Genomic DNA, 15,827 nt, shown 5'->3' on the forward strand with positions numbered 1-15,827 from the left:
AATAACATTGCTGCAAGATTGACAGGCCTTTAATGATGATATTGCGATACCTTTCAGACGGCCTTGATTTATTCAGTAAAAAAAGTATGTGCGCCCAAATAGTTTTTTGCGTAGAACGGAGTGGAAAGTTTTTCGGTTTTGATGGTTTTGCCGCTGCTGGGGGCGTGGATGAATTCGCCGTTGCCGATGTAGAGGCCGACATGGGAATACTTGTGTGCGCCGCCGGTATTGAAAAAGACCAGATCGCCGGCTTTTAATTTGTCATCGGAAATTTTACGGCTGGCTGCGGCCATATCGCGCGCGGTGCGTGGCAGATTGACGTTGAGGGCGTTTTTATAGACGAATTGTATCATGCCGCTGCAGTCAAAGCCTGTGGCTGTGGTGCTGCCGCCCCATTTGTAGGGCGTGCCGATCAGACCCATGCTGTGAAGCATTAATTCCTGCGAACCTTGGGTGTGGTCGATATGGGAAATGCGGACAGGTTGGACTTTTCTGACGGTTGTTTGCGGCTTGTGGGATTTGTGTTTGCCGGTAGTGCCGCAGGAGGCCAACAATAGGCTGGTGGTACAAACAAATAGGGTTTTGCAGATGAGTCGAGACATGGTGAATTCCTCCGGCCGCATAATTTCTGTTTTCAGACGGCCTCTATAATAATCCTTCTATGGGCAGGATGGACAGGATTTTTGAAGTCATCCGTTTCCAGAATTTGGCTTCTGGTTCTTGTGCGTAAGTTCGTTTTTCGCTTGGGTCATACCAGTATAGTTTATTGTAATTGCCAAGCGTTACCTGATAGGCGTAGTTTGGGGTGGTCGTAACGAGGGTGCGCTGCATTTGGCCTGCGATTTGGGGACTTTCGATGACGACACCCATTTCGGTATTGAGCCGTGCAGAACGTGGGTCGAGGTTGAATGAGCCAATGAAAATACGTTTTTCATCCACGATGAATGTTTTGGCGTGCAAGCTGGTGGCGGAGCTACCGGTCAAGCCGCGGTCTTTCGTAGTTGGAACGGCATGGTTGGGCTGGAGCTCGTAAAGTTTGACCCCGGCTTTAAGCAAGGGCTTACGGTATTTGACGTAGCCTGAATGGACGGCGGCAACGTCGGTTGCTTGGAGGGAGTTGGTCAGGACGGTAACGTCCACGCCGTTGTGAATCAGCTTTTCTATGGCTTTAACGCCTGATTTTGTGGGTACAAAATAAGGGGAGACAAGGTAAACGCTTTTTTCTGGTTGCTTGAGGGCGTCTTGCAGGCGTTCGGAAATAGGCGGTTTGTGCCGGTCGCGGTCTAAACCTTTGGCCGGGTCATCGCTGATCAGGCGTGTGCTGACACTTTGCCACTCCATAAGGTTGCTCTGCATTTTTTGATAGAGGTTGGAGTGTTCGATGCTTTGACGGTAGCGGATGAGCGTTTGATTTTTATCTTGGTCGGTGTAATCAAGCTCTGCCAATCCTTTTTGCAGGTTTCCCCGTTTGATGATGCTGGTCGCGTTATAGGCGGAGTGGCTTGCCCAATAGCGGTCAAAGTCTTGGGAAACTTCTGTTACGACACGGCCTGTGGCAAGGATATCGAGGTCGGCAAAGATGGTATCGTCGTTAACCTTAAAATATTCGTCGCCGATATTGCGTCCGCCCAAAATGGTGGCACGGTTGTCGGCGGTAAAGGATTTGTTGTGCATTCGGCGGTTAAGTCGCGGGAAGTCGGCAACGTAGCCGAGTGCACGCCATTTTCTGAAAATAAAGGGATTAAACAGACGGACTTCGATATTGGGATGATTGTCGAGTGCCAGAAGGAGATCATCCATGCCATTGGTGTTGTTGTCGTCCAGTAATAAACGCACACGGACGCCGCGTTCGGCTGCGCGATGAATCAGGTTGAAGAGAAGCTTGCCGGAGATGTCGTTGTGCCAGATATAGTACTGCAAATCGAGGGTATGGTCTGCAGCTTCAATTAAGGCTGCTCGGGCGACAAAGGCTTCATGGGCATCGTTCAGCAGATAGATATGGGAAATATCGGCCTTGGAGGGGGTAGAAGGAATACCTAAGGCACTGTCCAGTCGCGGCGTTGCAGGTATGTCAAGATAACTGCTTTGGGTGCGCTCGTCCAATGAAGGCAAAAACGCGGCGCACCCACCCAATAGCAGGATATAAAGAAAGGGAAGATGAAATTTCATGGGGAACCGGTACAAACAATCCCTACCTAAATGACATTTAGGCAGGGATTGAAGTGAAATTAGGTTGCTTGAATCAGCTTAGAAGGCAACATAACTTGCCGGATTGACCGGTTTGCCGTTTTGACGGATTTCAAAGTGCAATTGGGTACGAGATGCATCGGTATTACCCATGTGCGCAATGGTTTGACCGCGTTTAACGGTTTGGTTTTCATTAACCAGCAGGCGTTGGTTGTGGCCGTATGCGCTCAAGAATGAGGAGTTGTGTTGGATGATGACCAAGTTACCGTAACCGCGCAAGCCTGAGCCTGCGTAAACGACTTTACCGTCTGCCGCTGCAACAACTGGCTGACCTTGCGTACCGGCAATATCCACACCTTTGTTGCTGCCGCCGAAGTTGGCAATAACGTTACCGGTAGTCGGACGCTGCCATGTGATGCCGCTTACGTTGCGGCTGCTGCCGGTAGATACGGTTGGTGTATTGGCAGGAGTGCTTGGGGCCGGAGCAGTGGTTGTCGTTGTTGGCGTAGAAAGTTTGCTTGCAGAAGCTGCAGGTACAACGTAGCCTTCAGGTTTTACGCGCAGGGTTTGACCAATGCTGATGGTGTTGTCGGCCAAGTTATTCCATGCGCGCAGATTGTCTTGGGTAATGTTGTAGCGTTTGGAGATGTTGTAAACGGTATCGCCACGAACAACGGTATGTGTCGCTGCATTAATATCAACAGGCGCATAAGAAGGCGTGTAAGTGCCGGTGCTGCCGCTGTTGTATGTTGGAGCAGGTGTACTTGCCGGCGGAGTGTATGGAGCATCTGCCGCTGGGCTGGTGTTGGTATTGTAAGGCGCTGCACCGTAAGGATTGTCAGCGGTAGAGCTTGTTGTTGAACCACCGCTTTGTGTGCCGACGACTACAGGAGCCGGTTGTTGGCTGGCACAGGCTGCAAGTAATAAAACCAAAGCTGCCGATCCGGCATAAGATACACTTTTTTTCAACATGTTAATGACTTTCGTATTCGGGTAATTGTTCTCATCGGGGCATATCATAATAAAAATATGCTTGTTTCTCAAGTGTTCGGCTGTTAGGGACTGTTAAGGCGCAGGGATTTCTGACCAAAAGGAAGCAGTTTGCTCCATTTGTCCGTAGGCAGTCAAGTCGACTTGCAGGGGGGTAATCGTGATGAAGCCGGACGCGCATTCGCCAAAGTCGGTACCTTCTTCGCTGTCGGAAACATCACCGACCGGCCCAATCCAATAAATTTGTTCGCCACGTGGATTATACATGGGAACAATGCTTTGTTCATGATGACGGCGGCCGAGCCGTGTAATTTTTATGCCTTGGATATCCTCAGGTGCGACGGCAGGGATATTGATGTTCCATAAGATGGGTTCGGAAATAGGGCGTTTGAGAAAGTAGGAAAGCAGTATCCAAGCAGCTTTTTCCGCTGTTTCCCAATAACGGCCGCTGGAATCTGCGAGCGAGAAAGCAATAGCGGGAATGCCCATCAGGTAGGCTTCCGTCACGGCGGCAACCGTACCGGAATAAAGTGTATCGTCGCCCATGTTTGCGCCGTTGTTAATGCCGGACAAGACTAAGTCGGGTTTGAAGTCGGCAAGGGCGTGCTGGCCGACGTGAATGCAGTCGGTAGGGGTGCCATTCACATAGTAAAACCCGTTTTCCGCCTGTTTCAGTTGTAAAGGACGGTCTAAAGTCAGGGAATTGCTGACGCCGCTGCGATCGCGTTCGGGCGCAACCACTCTAACATTGGCAAATTCTGCGCACACTCTTGCCAAAATAGCCAAACCGGGCGCAAGATAACCATCGTCGTTTGAGATTAATATGTTCATGTGACAATATTGTGTCTATCGGTAAGATGGACGGTATTGTACTGGTTTGCTTGAGCGATTGTCCACGAATCGGCAACGTTTGGGCGGAAAGGATGATAATGAAACATTATGAGTTAGACCCCAAAGCTTTATTGGGCGGCGTGATTGCTTCAGACGGTAATCAGGAGATTGTTCAGCTTTCACTGCAGAAGAATAATGAAATTCCGGCCTATGAGGCGGATGCGATTATTTTGCTTTTGGTTTTAAACGGAAAAGCCGAAATCAAAACGGTGGATGAAGTTTTGCAAACCGAAGGCTTGCAAGTTATCCGTCTTGAGCCAATGGAAGCGCACAGCATTCGCGCGTTGGCCGATAACACCAATATTTTGGTTATCAAACAATTAATTCACGAAACCGGTCTCAGCAAACGTTTGAGATTTGGAAGTTGCTGTCTGTAATGCAATAAAGGCCGTCTGAAAAGTTTCAGACGGCCTTTTTAAAATTAACTAGATTTATTTCAAACCTTTTTTCACCAAGTCTTCATAACCGCCATGGTTGGTTACGTTGGTGTAGCCGGCTTTTTTCAGCTCAGTCAGCGCGGCTTCTGCACGGCGGCCGCTGCGGCAGTAGAGGTTTACCGGTGCGTTTTTATCCGGGCTGACGGATTTGATGCGGTCAACGATTTGGTCATGCGGAATATTGAGCGCACCTTGCAAATGGCCTTCTTTAAATTCTTCGGCAGAGCGGACATCAATCCAAACGCCTTTTGCTTTTGCAGGCTGTGCCACGCTTTTTTCAACCTTAGGCATAGAGGCTGCGGAAGCGGCCAAAGGAGTGGCAATAGCGGCGGCAAAAAGTACGGCAGTCAGCAGTTTCTTCATGGTTCAATCTCCTATTAGACAGAAAACAAATATGATGACTTTATCAGTTTAGCATTTCATCAGGCCGTCTGAAAGGGGAGTTGGCTTTCAGACGGCCTGATTTTACAAACCGATTAGCGTTGGGTTTCTACTGCTTCCAAAGCGCGCAAAGCGTAGGTATAAGCGGCACCTGCATTCAGAGCGATAGCAGTGGCCAATGCGCCGGCGATTTCGCTTTCGGTTGCACCTGCTTTGGCTGCGGCGGCGGCATGCACGCTGATGCAGCTTTCGCAACGTGTGGTAATGGCAACGGCAATGGCGATCAGTTCGCGTGTTTTGGCATCCAGTGCTTCGGCTGCGGCTGCTTGATCCAGTGCGCCGTAGGCTTGCAGCATTTTAGGATGGTTTTTACCCAATTCGCCGAATGATTTTTTTACCAAGGCGGTATGTTCAGGCCAGTCTTTAAACATGATATGTCCTTTCTTAATGTGAGTGGATAAGATAAAAAATCCTATCTGTTTGTGTTTGATGTGTGTATTATTGCAATAATTGGAAGATTTTAATCGTCAAAACATCTCATTTATTGGTAAAAAAACACTATGGATATTTTGGATAGGCTGGTCGAATTGGCGCAGGTAAAAGGCAGCGTGGATGTTCAATGTCTGTTTCAGGGGGAGTGGTATGTGCGGCATGAACCAAAGCGTGCGCATGGTTTGGTGCATATCGTAACTGCCGGTTCGGGTTATATCCGAATTGATGGAGAGCAAGAGGCAAGGCTGCTGAGTGCGGGGGATATCATTTTTTTCCCGCGCAGCGTAGGGCACACTTTGAGCAGCGACAGCAGTTGTGAAAATTTCGGTGTTCGCGTGCTGACGGCTGAGAATGGTGCATTTAAAGTCAAGCAAAGTCATGCCGGTGGGGAGGCGGCTTTGCATCTTTTTTGCGCACGGTTTGAATATGAAGCGCAGGCGGATATGATGACGGGACTGCCTGATACCGTTTTATTGAACATCAACCATCCGTCTTTGCAGTATTTGGTGACCTTATTGCAATATGAGAGCAGTCAGGCTTTATCCGGCTCGGTAGCGGTTGTGAATGCATTGGCTTCGGTACTGCTGGTATTTCTGCTTCGTGCCTGTTTGGAGAAAAATGAGGAAGCGCAATTAAGCGGTTTGCTGAATGGTTGGCAGGATAAACGTTTGCGGAATTTGCTTCAGGCAGTCGTCGAAAAACCGGAAGAAGAATGGAATATTGAGAAAATGACTGCGATGGCCAATTTGTCCCGTGCCCAGTTGATGCGAGTATTTAAACAGCAGACGGGAACAAGCCCGCATGCCTTTGTTAACAGCATCCGCTTGCAGCAGGGGGCATTATTGTTGAAACAGACGGCGGATTCGGTTTTATCGGTTGCGCTTTCGGTCGGTTTTCAATCGGAAACGTATTTTGGCAAGGCATTTAAAAAGCAATATGGGATATCGCCGGGGCAATATCGTAAAAATGACCGACCCGATGAAGCGGCGGTGCAGGCGGAAGAAATGTCGATTTACTTTATTTAAATAGATGATAAAAGGCCGTCTGAAAGTGTAAAAGTGAAATCTAGGATTTCCAAAACACTTTTCAGACGGCCTTGATTTTAAAGCATGTCAATCAAACAGGATTAGTCCAGTTTTTTGAAATGACGGCGACGTTCCAATTCGCTCAGGTAGCGTTTACGCAGGCGGATGGATTGTGGCGTAATTTCAACCAGTTCGTCATCGTCGATGAACTCAACCGCACCTTCCAAAGTCAATTTGATAGGCGTAGTTAGGCGCACGGCTTCATCTGTACCGCTGGCACGGACGTTGGTCAGTTTTTTACCTTTCAGAGGGTTTACCACCAAGTCGTTGTCGCGACTGTGAATACCGATAATCATACCTTCGTAGACTTTGTCGTTTGGAGAAACGAACATACGGCCGCGGTCTTCCAAGTTCCACAGGGCGTAAGCAACGGCTTCACCTTGCTCTTGAGAAACCAGTACGCCGTTGTGACGGCCGGGCATATCAGGTTTAACCGGTGCGTAGTCGTCAAAAACGTGGCTCATCAAGCCAGTACCGCGGGTCAAAGTCAGGAATTCGCCTTGGAAACCGATCAGGCCGCGGGCAGGAATGTGGTACTCCAGACGGGTACGGCCATTGCCGTCGCTTTCCATATTGGTCAATTCGCCACGGCGACGGCCAAGCTCTTCCATAACGGCACCTTGGTTGTCATCCGGTACGTCCACGGTCAGATTTTCGTAAGGCTCGCATTTTTGGCCATTGATTTCACGGAATACCACGCGCGGTTTGCCGACTGCCAGTTCAAAGCCTTCGCGGCGCATATTTTCCAGCAAAATGGTCAGATGCAATTCGCCACGGCCGGAAACGCGGAATACATCGGCATCGGCAGTATCTTCAACACGCAGGGCAACGTTGGTCAGCAATTCTTTTTGCAGGCGGTCGCGGATTTGGCGGGAAGTCACGAATTTGCCTTCAGTGCCGGCCAAAGGAGAAGTGTTGACCATAAAGTCCATGGTCAGGGTCGGCTCGTCCACGCTCAACATAGGCAAGCCTTTAGGATTGTCTTTGTCAGTAATGGTTACGCCGATACCGATGTCTTCGATACCGGAAATAATCACGATATCGCCGGCTTCAGCCTCTTCCAAAGGTACGCGTTCCAAGCCTTGGAAACCCAACAGTTGGTTGATACGGCCTTGGGCAACCTGTTCTTCATGGTTCATAACGGCAACAACTTGGCCGGGTTTGATGCGGCCGTTCAGGATGCGGCCGATACCGAGACGGCCGGTGTAGTTGTCGTAGTCCAGCTGGGAAATTTGGAGTTGCAGCGTTTCGTCCGCGCTGCCGCTCGGTGCGGGTGTGTGTTTTAAGATGGTGTCGAACAGAGGACGCATATCGCTGCTCTCGTCGTTTTCATCCAGTTTGGCAAAGCCGGACAGGCCGGAAGCATAGACGATAGGGAAGTCCAATTGTTCGTCGGTTGCGCCCAAGTTGTCGAACAATTCGAATGTTTGGTCGATAACCCAGCTTGGACGGGCAGACGGTTTGTCGATTTTGTTGATAACAACGATAGGTTTCAGACCCAAAGCCAAGGCTTTTTTGGTCACGAAACGGGTTTGCGGCATAGGGCCTTCTTGTGCGTCAACCAACAGTACGACACAGTCGACCATGCCCAATACACGTTCCACTTCGCCACCAAAATCGGCGTGTCCCGGGGTATCTACGATGTTGATATGGTAGCCTTCGTATTCGATGGCGGTATTTTTAGCGAGAATGGTAATGCCGCGCTCTTTTTCAAGATCGTTGCTGTCCATGACGCGTTCTTCGACTTGTTGGTTGGAACGGAATGTACCGGACTGGCGCAGCAATTGGTCAACTAATGTGGTTTTGCCATGGTCGACGTGGGCGATGATGGCAATATTGCGGATTTGTTTCATGATGATTTATGTGTTTCAGCTAGGTGCTTAAAAAAAAGATAACTGGTAATTATAGCATGATTCCTAAGTGTTGGCCGAATAGAAGAGTCAAAAAAATGAGGCAACAGTAGTTGAGAATAATTCATAATTAAATTTGATTGATTTTGTTGGATTATTTGCTTTTATTTATGGTTAATGAATGTAAATGTTTTTGAATAATGCAATGGATTCTTAATACTAATGTCAAAAAATTGTTATTAAAAACAGGGGATTAATTTTTCAGACGGCCTTTTAAGCGGGTTAAATTTTTTGATAATTGTTTGTATTTTAAATAGAAAATTTGTCAAAAGTGCTACTTATGCATACAATTACCTCATTCCATAACAACACACGAATCTTCATTTCGTGATTATCAACTTTTAAAAGAAAGAGAAAGAATTATGCAAGGCAACCAAGCAGTTATTGATTACATGAACGAATTATTGTCTGGTGAGTTGGCTGCTCGCGACCAATATTTTATCCACTCTCGCCTGTACTCTGAATGGGGTTACACCAAACTGTTCGAACGTTTGAACCACGAGATGGAAGAAGAAACCACTCACGCCGAAGACTTCATCCGTCGTATCCTGATGTTGGGCGGTACGCCTAAAATGACCCGTGCCGAACTGAACATCGGTACTGACGTAGTCTCTTGTCTGAAAGCAGACTTGAATACTGAATACGAAGTACGCGATGCGTTGAAAAAAGGCATCAAATTGTGCGAAGAAGCTCAAGACTACGTTACCCGCGATTTGATGGTTGCCCAACTGAAAGACACTGAAGAAGATCACGCTCACTGGTTGGAACAACAACTGCGTCTGATCGAATTGGTCGGCGAAGGCAACTACTACCAAAGCCAACTGTAATCTAGCCTATAACATATAAGGAGCTGAATATGAAAGGCGATCGCTTAGTTATTCGCGAGCTGAACAAAAACTTAGGTTTGTTGCTGATTACCATTAACCAATACTTCCTGCATGCCCGCATTTTGAAAAACTGGGGTTTTGAAGAATTGGGCGAACACTTCTTCAAACAATCCATCCGCGAAATGAAATCCGCAGACGATTTGATCGAGCGTATTTTGTTCTTGGAAGGCCTGCCTAATCTGCAAGAATTGGGTAAACTGTTGATCGGTGAATCTACCGAAGAAATCATTGCCTGCGATCTGAAAAAAGAGTATGAAAAACATGATGCTCTGGTTGCAGCCATCGCTCTTGCAGAAGAGCAACAAGACTACGTCAGCCGTGATTTGTTGGAAAAACAAAAAGACATCAACGAAGAACACATCGACTGGCTTGAAACTCAGCAGGAATTGATTGGTAAAGTTGGTTTGCCAAACTACCTGCAAACAGCGGCGCAAGAGGACTAAAACACAAACCACTGCCAAATATAGCAGTCCCTGCTCCCATCGACGGCATATCTTTACGGATATGCCGTTTTCTTTTATGAAAATGCTTACAGGCCGTCTGAATGTTCAGACGGCCTTGATTTTATATTGCTTTCAAACGGTATAGATAAGTAGTTTCCTTGTTTCTAGCAAATGCCAAAGGGTCGGATTCATCTATTGCTTTTTTGTGTTGCGGTTTAGTTTTCAAAATATCGACTACATCGAGTGAGGCCGTCTGAAAGCATTGGTTTAGAAAGTCTTTATCGCGCAAATGCAAGTGTTCTGCCAAGTCGGAAATAATCAGCCAAGCTTCGCCGTTTGGATTTAAGTGCTTGCGTATGCCGTTGAGGAACGCAGTCAGCATGGCATGATTGGGGTCGTAAAGGGCAGTCTCAATAGCGGAGGTCGGTTTTGCCGGCAGCCAAGGCGGATTGCAGACGATAAGGTCGGCGCAACTTTTGGGAAATAAATCAATCAATTGGATATTGACGGCTTTATCCAAGCCTAGGCGTTCGAGGTTTGCTATGGCGCAGGCAATTGCTTTGGGGTTGGTGTCTGTGGCAATGATGTCGGGTATGCCTCGTTTGGCCAAAATTGCGGCAATAACGCCTGAACCGGTGCCGATGTCAAAGGCCGTCTGAATATTGGGAGCGAGTGGGGCTTGTGTGATTAAATCCAAATACTCGCCGCGCAGTGGAGAGAATACGCCGAAAGGAACATGGATTTTTCCGTCTAGTTGAGGGATATCTATGCCTTTTTTGTGCCATTCGTGTGCACCGATAAAGCCCAGTAATTGATTCAGCGGCAAAAGAAACGGCTTGTCGTTTGGTGTGTCGTAAACATCGCACAGGGCAGAGTAGATGTTGGGTGCGCGTGCATTGCCCAGTTGAAAATTCGGTTGAATTTCAACGGCAAGCATATTGAGCAAACGACTTTGCTGAGCTTGTTTCATACGGTGGGCGTGGAAGGCCGTCTGAATATCGGCAGGTGCGCCTTTCTTTTTTTCAGACGGCCTGCGGATACGCTTTTTCATTGCGGCTAAGACTTGCTTGGCATTATGAAAATCGCCAGTCCAAACAGTTGCAGTTTGCGCGTGGGCATTTTTTAAAATTTCTGCTGTGGCTGCTTCTTGGATGTAAACCGCCTGCTTAGGCGGCTTTTGTGTGCTTTCGTTGCGCCATTCGATGTCGGAACGGTCGGTAGGGATGGTGTGGGGCATAATGTGTTTCAAATCGGAGAAATAGGGGATTAGTTTACTATATTTAGGATGTGTTCGGTTTGAGAGGAGCTTTTAATAGTCTGAATTAGACAAAATGTATAAAATTTTCTCAGATTTTAAAAATTATACTAATATTTTGATAAAAATAGATTGTCGTTTTGTCTAAAATGAGTATAATGCAAAACTAGAACACAATAATCTTAATCAGATTTGGACAAGGAACATCATGCAATTAGACATTGACCGTTTGGTTGCCTATTTTGGTGGCGTAAACGCGCTGGCCGAAGCCCTGAAACAGCACGACCCGGAAAATGCTGCAACGACGGCGGCTATCTATAAATGGCGTACACGCGGTTCCCTGCCTTTGGCTCAGTTGCAAAAACTGACCGCTTTGGCGGAAGTGCAAGGCAGACCGCTTGATTTGAATGCTTTTTTACAAAAAAACGAATCTCTGGAGAGAACAGAAATGACACAAACCAACCGCGTTATCATTTTCGATACCACCATGCGCGACGGCGAGCAGTCGCCCGGTGCATCCATGACCAAAGAGGAGAAAATCCGCATTGCCCGCCAGTTGGAGAAAATGGGTGTGGATGTGATTGAGGCGGGCTTTGCCGCCGCCAGCCCGGGCGATTTCGAGTCGGTCAATGCGATTGCCAAAATCATCACCAAATCCACAGTCTGCTCGTTGGCGCGTGCCGTTGAAAACGATGTGCGCAAAGCGGGTGAAGCCGTTTCCCCCGCTCCGAAAAAACGCATCCATACCTTCATCGCCACCAGCCCCATCCACATGGAGCACAAACTGAAAATGAAGCCGCAGCAGGTCATCGATGCGGCGGTCAAAGCAGTGAAAATCGCCAAAGAATACACCGATGATGTGGAATTTTCCGCCGAAGACGCCGTGCGTTCGGATTTGGACTTCCTCGCCAAAATCTTTACGGCGGTTATCGAAGCGGGCGCGACCACCATCAATATTCCCGATACCGTCGGCTACTCCATCCCTTCCGTGTGGTACGAGCGTATCAGCAACATCATCAAAAGCGTACCCAACGGCGACAAAGTAGTCTGGTCGACCCACTGCCACAACGACTTGGGTATGGCGGTTGCCAACTCGCTGGCCGCTGTTCAGGCAGGCGTGCGCCAAGTGGAATGCACCATCAACGGTTTGGGCGAACGCGCAGGTAATGCCAGCCTTGAAGAAATCGTGATGGCGTTGAAAGTACGTCATGATTTATTCGGCTTGGAAACCGGCATCGACACCACGCAAATCGTGCCGGTATCCAAACTGGTGTCCACCATTACCGGCTATCCGATTCAGCCCAACAAGGCGGTGGTCGGCGCAAACGCCTTTGCACACGAATCAGGCATCCATCAGGACGGCGTGTTGAAACACCCCGAAACCTATGAAATCATGACTGCCGAATCGGTCGGCTGGTCAACCAACCGCCTGACCTTGGGCAAATTGTCCGGCCGCAGCGCGTTCCGCAGCAAACTGGCGGATTTGGGCATCGAGTTGGAAAGCGAAGAGGCGCTGAACGCCGCGTTTGCCCGCTTCAAAGAACTCGCCGACAAAAAACGCGAAATCTTCGATGAAGACCTGCACGCGCTGGTGTCCGACGAAATGGGCAGCATGAATGCTGAAAGCTACAAATTCATCTCCCAAAAAATCAGCACCGAAACCGGCGAAGAGCCTCGTGCCAATATCGTGTTCAGTATTCGCGGCGAAGAAAAACACGCTACCGCTACCGGCTCTGGCCCTGTTGACGCGATCTTCAAAGCCATTGAAAGCGTGGCTCAAAGTGGCGCGACCTTGCAGATTTACTCTGTTAACGCGGTGACGCAAGGTACCGAAAGCCAAGGCGAAACTTCTGTCCGTCTGCAACGTGGCGATCGTGTGGTCAACGGTCAAGGCGCAGATACCGACGTGTTGGTGGCGACTGCCAAAGCCTATTTGTCTGCGCTGAGTAAATTGGAATTCGGCCAAGCCAAGCCAAAAGCGCAAGGCAGCGGCATGATTTAATGCTTTGAACAAGTAAAAGGCCGTCTGAAAACGTTGTAATACGTTTCGGACGGCTTTTTTATTAGGCTAAAGAACCAACTGGTTATTGAAGTTTCAGCAGCCTATCTTGTTCGACGGACAATACGCCGTTTACCTTTTTGAAATAGGCAATGGCCTCTTCAATCTTGGTCTTGGAAGACGGACGAATAGCAATGCCGTTCAGGTTTTTGTATTCATAAATCAAACTTGCGCCGGAGGCTTTCACTGCTTTTAGCAATGGCGCAGAACCGGTTTGGGCATCATAGAAGATAATCAGATTGCCGGTTGTATCTTGGGCTTGTTGCTGAGATGGGATAGCAGTTGATTGAGTAGGAGTACTTGGGCTTTGGCAGGCGCAAAGCAGGGTGGAGAGTAGGATGAATGCTAGGGTTTTCATGGCATTAATTCAATTTGATAAAAGACTAAGGCCGTCTGAACAATCGTAAAACGAAATCAAAGTTTCCCTTTACAACGTTCAGACGGCCTTTGTCAGTTATGCTTCAGGCAATTTCATGGCAAGAACGGTTTGTTCTTGTTTGGCACGGAAAGCGGCCAATTTTTCAGCCAATTCAGGATTTTCATTGGCCAAAAGTGAAATGGCAAACAGCGCTGCATTGGCCGCTCCTGCTTCGCCAATGGCAAATGTGGCAACAGGAACGCCTTTGGGCATTTGCACAATCGAAAGCAGGGAGTCTTCGCCGCGCAGATATTTGCTGGGAACGGGAACGCCCAAGACGGGAACCGTGGTTTTGGCTGCAACCATGCCTGGCAAATGCGCTGCGCCGCCTGCACCGGCAATGATGGCTTTGATGCCGCGTTCTCGTGCGGTTTCGGCGTATTCAAACATCAAATCAGGCGTACGGTGTGCAGAGACGACACGCGCTTCGTATTCAACGCCGAATTCTTTGAGAAATTGTGCTGCCTGCTGCATCACCGGCCAATCGCTGTTGCTGCCCATAATAATGCCGACTTGGATCATGAGGAGTTCCTTTTGCTTGAATGGATTAAGGGTAAAAAATATTCAGACGGCCTTGGGGATGACAAGGCCGTCTGAACGTTTATCTTTGTTTAAGGCTGATGGAAGCGCGCTTTGCCGCTTCGCTGTTGGGGAAGCTTTGTATCAGTTTGCGCCATGTGCTGCGGGCGATGTCTTTTTGTTGCAGTTTGTATTGGCATTGGCCGATGCTGTACATGGCATCGGGAGCTTGCGGGCTGTTGCGGAATCGGTTGGCGTAGCGGTTGCCGATTTCGATAACGGATTCGCAGTTGCCCAGACGTTGTTGGCTTTGCAGGAGCAGGTACATATTGCGGCGGGCAATTTCGTTGCCGTTTCCGCCGTCAGCCTCTTTTAAGATGGCTACTGCGGCGGAGAAGTTGTTACGCTGATAGTATTTTTGCGCTTGGTTATAAAGGCGCAGTTCATTTTGTGCGGCTGAATCTGTTTCAGACGGCACGCCGCCGCCATTGGCCAAATAGTTCATTTTCAGCTTGCGGTCATCCAATCGCTGGGCTTTGGGTTTGGAAGCCGAAGTAGTCGGACGTTTGCTGTTTCGTTGTTGTTCTAGTGTTTGCAAGCGTTGATTTAATTCTTCGACCGTGCGTTCCAGTCGGGCAATTTGTATGCCCAAGTGGTCAATCTGGGTTTGTGCGTCTAAACGCGGATAGGGGATACTTTTTTCATGTAAAGGCTCACGCGGAATATCCGGCAGGACAAAGTTGGGATTGTCGGCAGGTTGAGGAGGATGGGAAACGGCGCATGATGCGGCCAATAGAGTAAGCGGCAAAAGAAACAGAGAATGTGATAATGTTTTCATCGGATTGTGTCGTTTTATTTTTTTAGTAGCAATGTCAAACCGTCGCCGATAGGCAGGGTAATGGGAATAATGCGTGTTTCGTGCGGCAGATTTTGGTTGAAATGGCGCAGGATATCCAAGCTGGGCGGATCGTTTTCGGCAGCTTCATTCATGACGCGACCGCCCAACAAGATATTGTCGATGGCAATCACGCCGCCACTCCGTACCAGTTGCAAACAGCGTTCGAAATATTTTGGCGTAGGCGGTTTGTCGGCATCGATAAGTGCCAAGTCGTAGCTTTCCGATTCGCCTTGCGCAATCAAATCGTCCAAAGTTAGCAAAGCCGGTTGCAGATGAAGCGAGATTTTATGCGCTACGCCCGCTGCCTGCCATGTTTCACGGGCAATATCGGTAAAGGTTACATTGATGTCGCAAGCCGTGATTTTGCCGTCTTCGGGGAGGGCAAGCGCCATGGCGGTGCTGCTGTAACCGGTAAAGACGCCAACTTCCAAATATTTTTTGGCATTCAATAATTTAGCCAACCACACCAACATGGCCGCCTGCTCTTGGGCGATGGCCATCTTTCCCAGACGATGTGATTGGGTACGCTCGCGCAATGCGGTCAAAACGGGATGTTCGGATTGACCAATGCTGTTGAGGTAATGTTGTAATGCCGGATCGGTATTGTGTGTGTTGGTCGTCATGCCGATACGGGATTAGTCTTGATAGTAGGTGTAGGGTTTTTTGTTGACTTTGGCCGCTTCAAATTCAGCCTGTTCAGTCGGATTGAGGGTAACATCCCACAGCAAATGGCGGTTTTCGAGGCGTTGCGCTTCCATTTCGGGATTGTCTTCCATGAGTTTGTCGAGGAATTGGGTAGCTTCGGATTTGTAGTAGTACATGATGTTCTGCCTGAATCGTTGTCAGACCGTCATTATAGCCGATATTTTTTGCCAATACGCTAATTAATCGAACTTCCATAAGGTATAATGGCACGTCTTTTTTAGGCCGTCTGAAGCCTTTGCTCAATGTTTTGCTCCTTCTACGGCAGAATAT

The 15,827-nt window shown here is 48.5% G+C and carries 18 protein-coding genes; 5 read left to right on the forward strand and 13 right to left on the reverse strand.

The window, feature by feature from the left end; translation table 11 throughout:
* Positions 1–68 precede the first annotated feature (68 nt).
* The 4 genes from HMPREF2606_RS08275 to surE all read right to left on the reverse strand — a co-directional run bounded on the left by HMPREF2606_RS08275 (position 69) and on the right by surE (position 4,008).
* Complete coding sequence (locus tag HMPREF2606_RS08275) at positions 69–602, reverse strand: C40 family peptidase (RefSeq protein WP_070843532.1); 534 nt, start codon at positions 600–602, stop codon at positions 69–71.
* A gap of 43 nt (positions 603–645) precedes the next feature.
* On the reverse strand, positions 646–2,169 hold the full coding sequence (locus tag HMPREF2606_RS08280; RefSeq protein WP_070843508.1) for a phospholipase D family protein: 1,524 nt from the start codon (positions 2,167–2,169) through the stop codon (positions 646–648).
* Between the two features lie 78 nt (positions 2,170–2,247).
* Positions 2,248–3,159 carry a peptidoglycan DD-metalloendopeptidase family protein gene (locus HMPREF2606_RS08285; RefSeq protein ID WP_070712341.1) on the reverse strand — a complete coding sequence of 304 codons (912 nt, stop codon included), beginning with the start codon at positions 3,157–3,159 and terminating at the stop codon, positions 2,248–2,250.
* Positions 3,160–3,252: 93 nt separating this feature from the next.
* The gene (gene surE, locus HMPREF2606_RS08290; RefSeq protein WP_070712340.1) at positions 3,253–4,008 is read right to left on the reverse strand and encodes a 5'/3'-nucleotidase SurE; all 756 of its coding nucleotides are present in this window, start codon (positions 4,006–4,008) and stop codon (positions 3,253–3,255) included.
* 98 nt (positions 4,009–4,106) lie between these two features.
* On the opposite strand from surE, the gene HMPREF2606_RS08295 reads away from it, so the two are divergent.
* Positions 4,107–4,445 (forward strand): cupin domain-containing protein, encoded by a 339-nt coding sequence (locus HMPREF2606_RS08295; RefSeq protein ID WP_004520298.1) that lies wholly within the window; start codon positions 4,107–4,109, stop codon positions 4,443–4,445.
* 54 nt (positions 4,446–4,499) lie between these two features.
* Here HMPREF2606_RS08295 and HMPREF2606_RS08300 read toward each other — a convergent pair whose 3' ends face one another.
* Both HMPREF2606_RS08300 and HMPREF2606_RS08305 read right to left on the reverse strand, forming a co-directional pair.
* Positions 4,500–4,868, reverse strand: a complete 369-nt coding sequence (locus HMPREF2606_RS08300) for a rhodanese-like domain-containing protein (protein WP_070608906.1) — start codon at positions 4,866–4,868, stop codon at positions 4,500–4,502.
* 113 nt (positions 4,869–4,981) lie between these two features.
* Entirely contained in the window at positions 4,982–5,317 is a 336-nt protein-coding gene (locus HMPREF2606_RS08305) for a carboxymuconolactone decarboxylase family protein (RefSeq protein ID WP_003680742.1), read from the reverse strand.
* A 129-nt stretch (positions 5,318–5,446) separates the two neighbouring features.
* Here HMPREF2606_RS08305 and HMPREF2606_RS08310 point away from each other — a divergent pair, with 129 nt between their 5' ends.
* Entirely contained in the window at positions 5,447–6,403 is a 957-nt protein-coding gene (locus HMPREF2606_RS08310; protein WP_070712339.1) for a cupin domain-containing protein, read from the forward strand.
* 101 nt (positions 6,404–6,504) lie between these two features.
* On the opposite strand, the gene typA is transcribed toward HMPREF2606_RS08310, so the two are convergent.
* Positions 6,505–8,316 carry a translational GTPase TypA gene (gene typA, locus HMPREF2606_RS08315; protein ID WP_070712338.1) on the reverse strand — a complete coding sequence of 604 codons (1,812 nt, stop codon included), beginning with the start codon at positions 8,314–8,316 and terminating at the stop codon, positions 6,505–6,507.
* Between the two features lie 419 nt (positions 8,317–8,735).
* Between typA and bfr (HMPREF2606_RS08320) the strand changes: the two genes are divergently transcribed.
* A complete protein-coding gene (gene bfr, locus HMPREF2606_RS08320; RefSeq protein ID WP_070461824.1) occupies positions 8,736–9,200 on the forward strand; it encodes a bacterioferritin in 465 nt (154 codons plus the stop codon).
* Between the two features lie 29 nt (positions 9,201–9,229).
* Complete coding sequence (gene bfr, locus HMPREF2606_RS08325; RefSeq protein WP_003680736.1) at positions 9,230–9,703, forward strand: bacterioferritin; 474 nt, start codon at positions 9,230–9,232, stop codon at positions 9,701–9,703.
* Between the two features lie 121 nt (positions 9,704–9,824).
* On the opposite strand, the gene HMPREF2606_RS08330 is transcribed toward bfr (HMPREF2606_RS08325), so the two are convergent.
* On the reverse strand, positions 9,825–10,940 hold the full coding sequence (locus HMPREF2606_RS08330; protein ID WP_070712337.1) for a methyltransferase: 1,116 nt from the start codon (positions 10,938–10,940) through the stop codon (positions 9,825–9,827).
* Positions 10,941–11,166: 226 nt separating this feature from the next.
* On the opposite strand from HMPREF2606_RS08330, the gene HMPREF2606_RS08335 reads away from it, so the two are divergent.
* Positions 11,167–12,960, forward strand: a complete 1,794-nt coding sequence (locus HMPREF2606_RS08335) for a 2-isopropylmalate synthase (RefSeq protein WP_070843509.1) — start codon at positions 11,167–11,169, stop codon at positions 12,958–12,960.
* Between the two features lie 82 nt (positions 12,961–13,042).
* Here the strand turns inward: HMPREF2606_RS08335 and HMPREF2606_RS08340 are convergent, their stop codons facing one another.
* The 5 genes from HMPREF2606_RS08340 to HMPREF2606_RS08360 form a co-directional block, all read right to left on the reverse strand.
* Complete coding sequence (locus HMPREF2606_RS08340) at positions 13,043–13,375, reverse strand: hypothetical protein (protein ID WP_070843510.1); 333 nt, start codon at positions 13,373–13,375, stop codon at positions 13,043–13,045.
* Between the two features lie 96 nt (positions 13,376–13,471).
* Positions 13,472–13,957 (reverse strand): 5-(carboxyamino)imidazole ribonucleotide mutase, encoded by a 486-nt coding sequence (gene purE / locus HMPREF2606_RS08345; RefSeq protein WP_070827028.1) that lies wholly within the window; start codon positions 13,955–13,957, stop codon positions 13,472–13,474.
* A gap of 79 nt (positions 13,958–14,036) precedes the next feature.
* Positions 14,037–14,792, reverse strand: a complete 756-nt coding sequence (locus HMPREF2606_RS08350) for a tetratricopeptide repeat protein (RefSeq protein WP_070843511.1) — start codon at positions 14,790–14,792, stop codon at positions 14,037–14,039.
* A gap of 14 nt (positions 14,793–14,806) precedes the next feature.
* On the reverse strand, positions 14,807–15,475 hold the full coding sequence (locus tag HMPREF2606_RS08355) for a class I SAM-dependent methyltransferase (protein ID WP_070843512.1): 669 nt from the start codon (positions 15,473–15,475) through the stop codon (positions 14,807–14,809).
* Between the two features lie 12 nt (positions 15,476–15,487).
* Positions 15,488–15,673 carry a DUF3460 family protein gene (locus HMPREF2606_RS08360; RefSeq protein WP_070585726.1) on the reverse strand — a complete coding sequence of 62 codons (186 nt, stop codon included), beginning with the start codon at positions 15,671–15,673 and terminating at the stop codon, positions 15,488–15,490.
* Positions 15,674–15,827 lie beyond the last annotated feature (154 nt).

Origin of the sequence: Neisseria sp. HMSC070H10 (assembly GCF_001837635.1) — a bacterium.
In the GTDB taxonomy this organism is placed as follows: Bacteria; Pseudomonadota; Gammaproteobacteria; order Burkholderiales; family Neisseriaceae; genus Neisseria; species Neisseria subflava_A.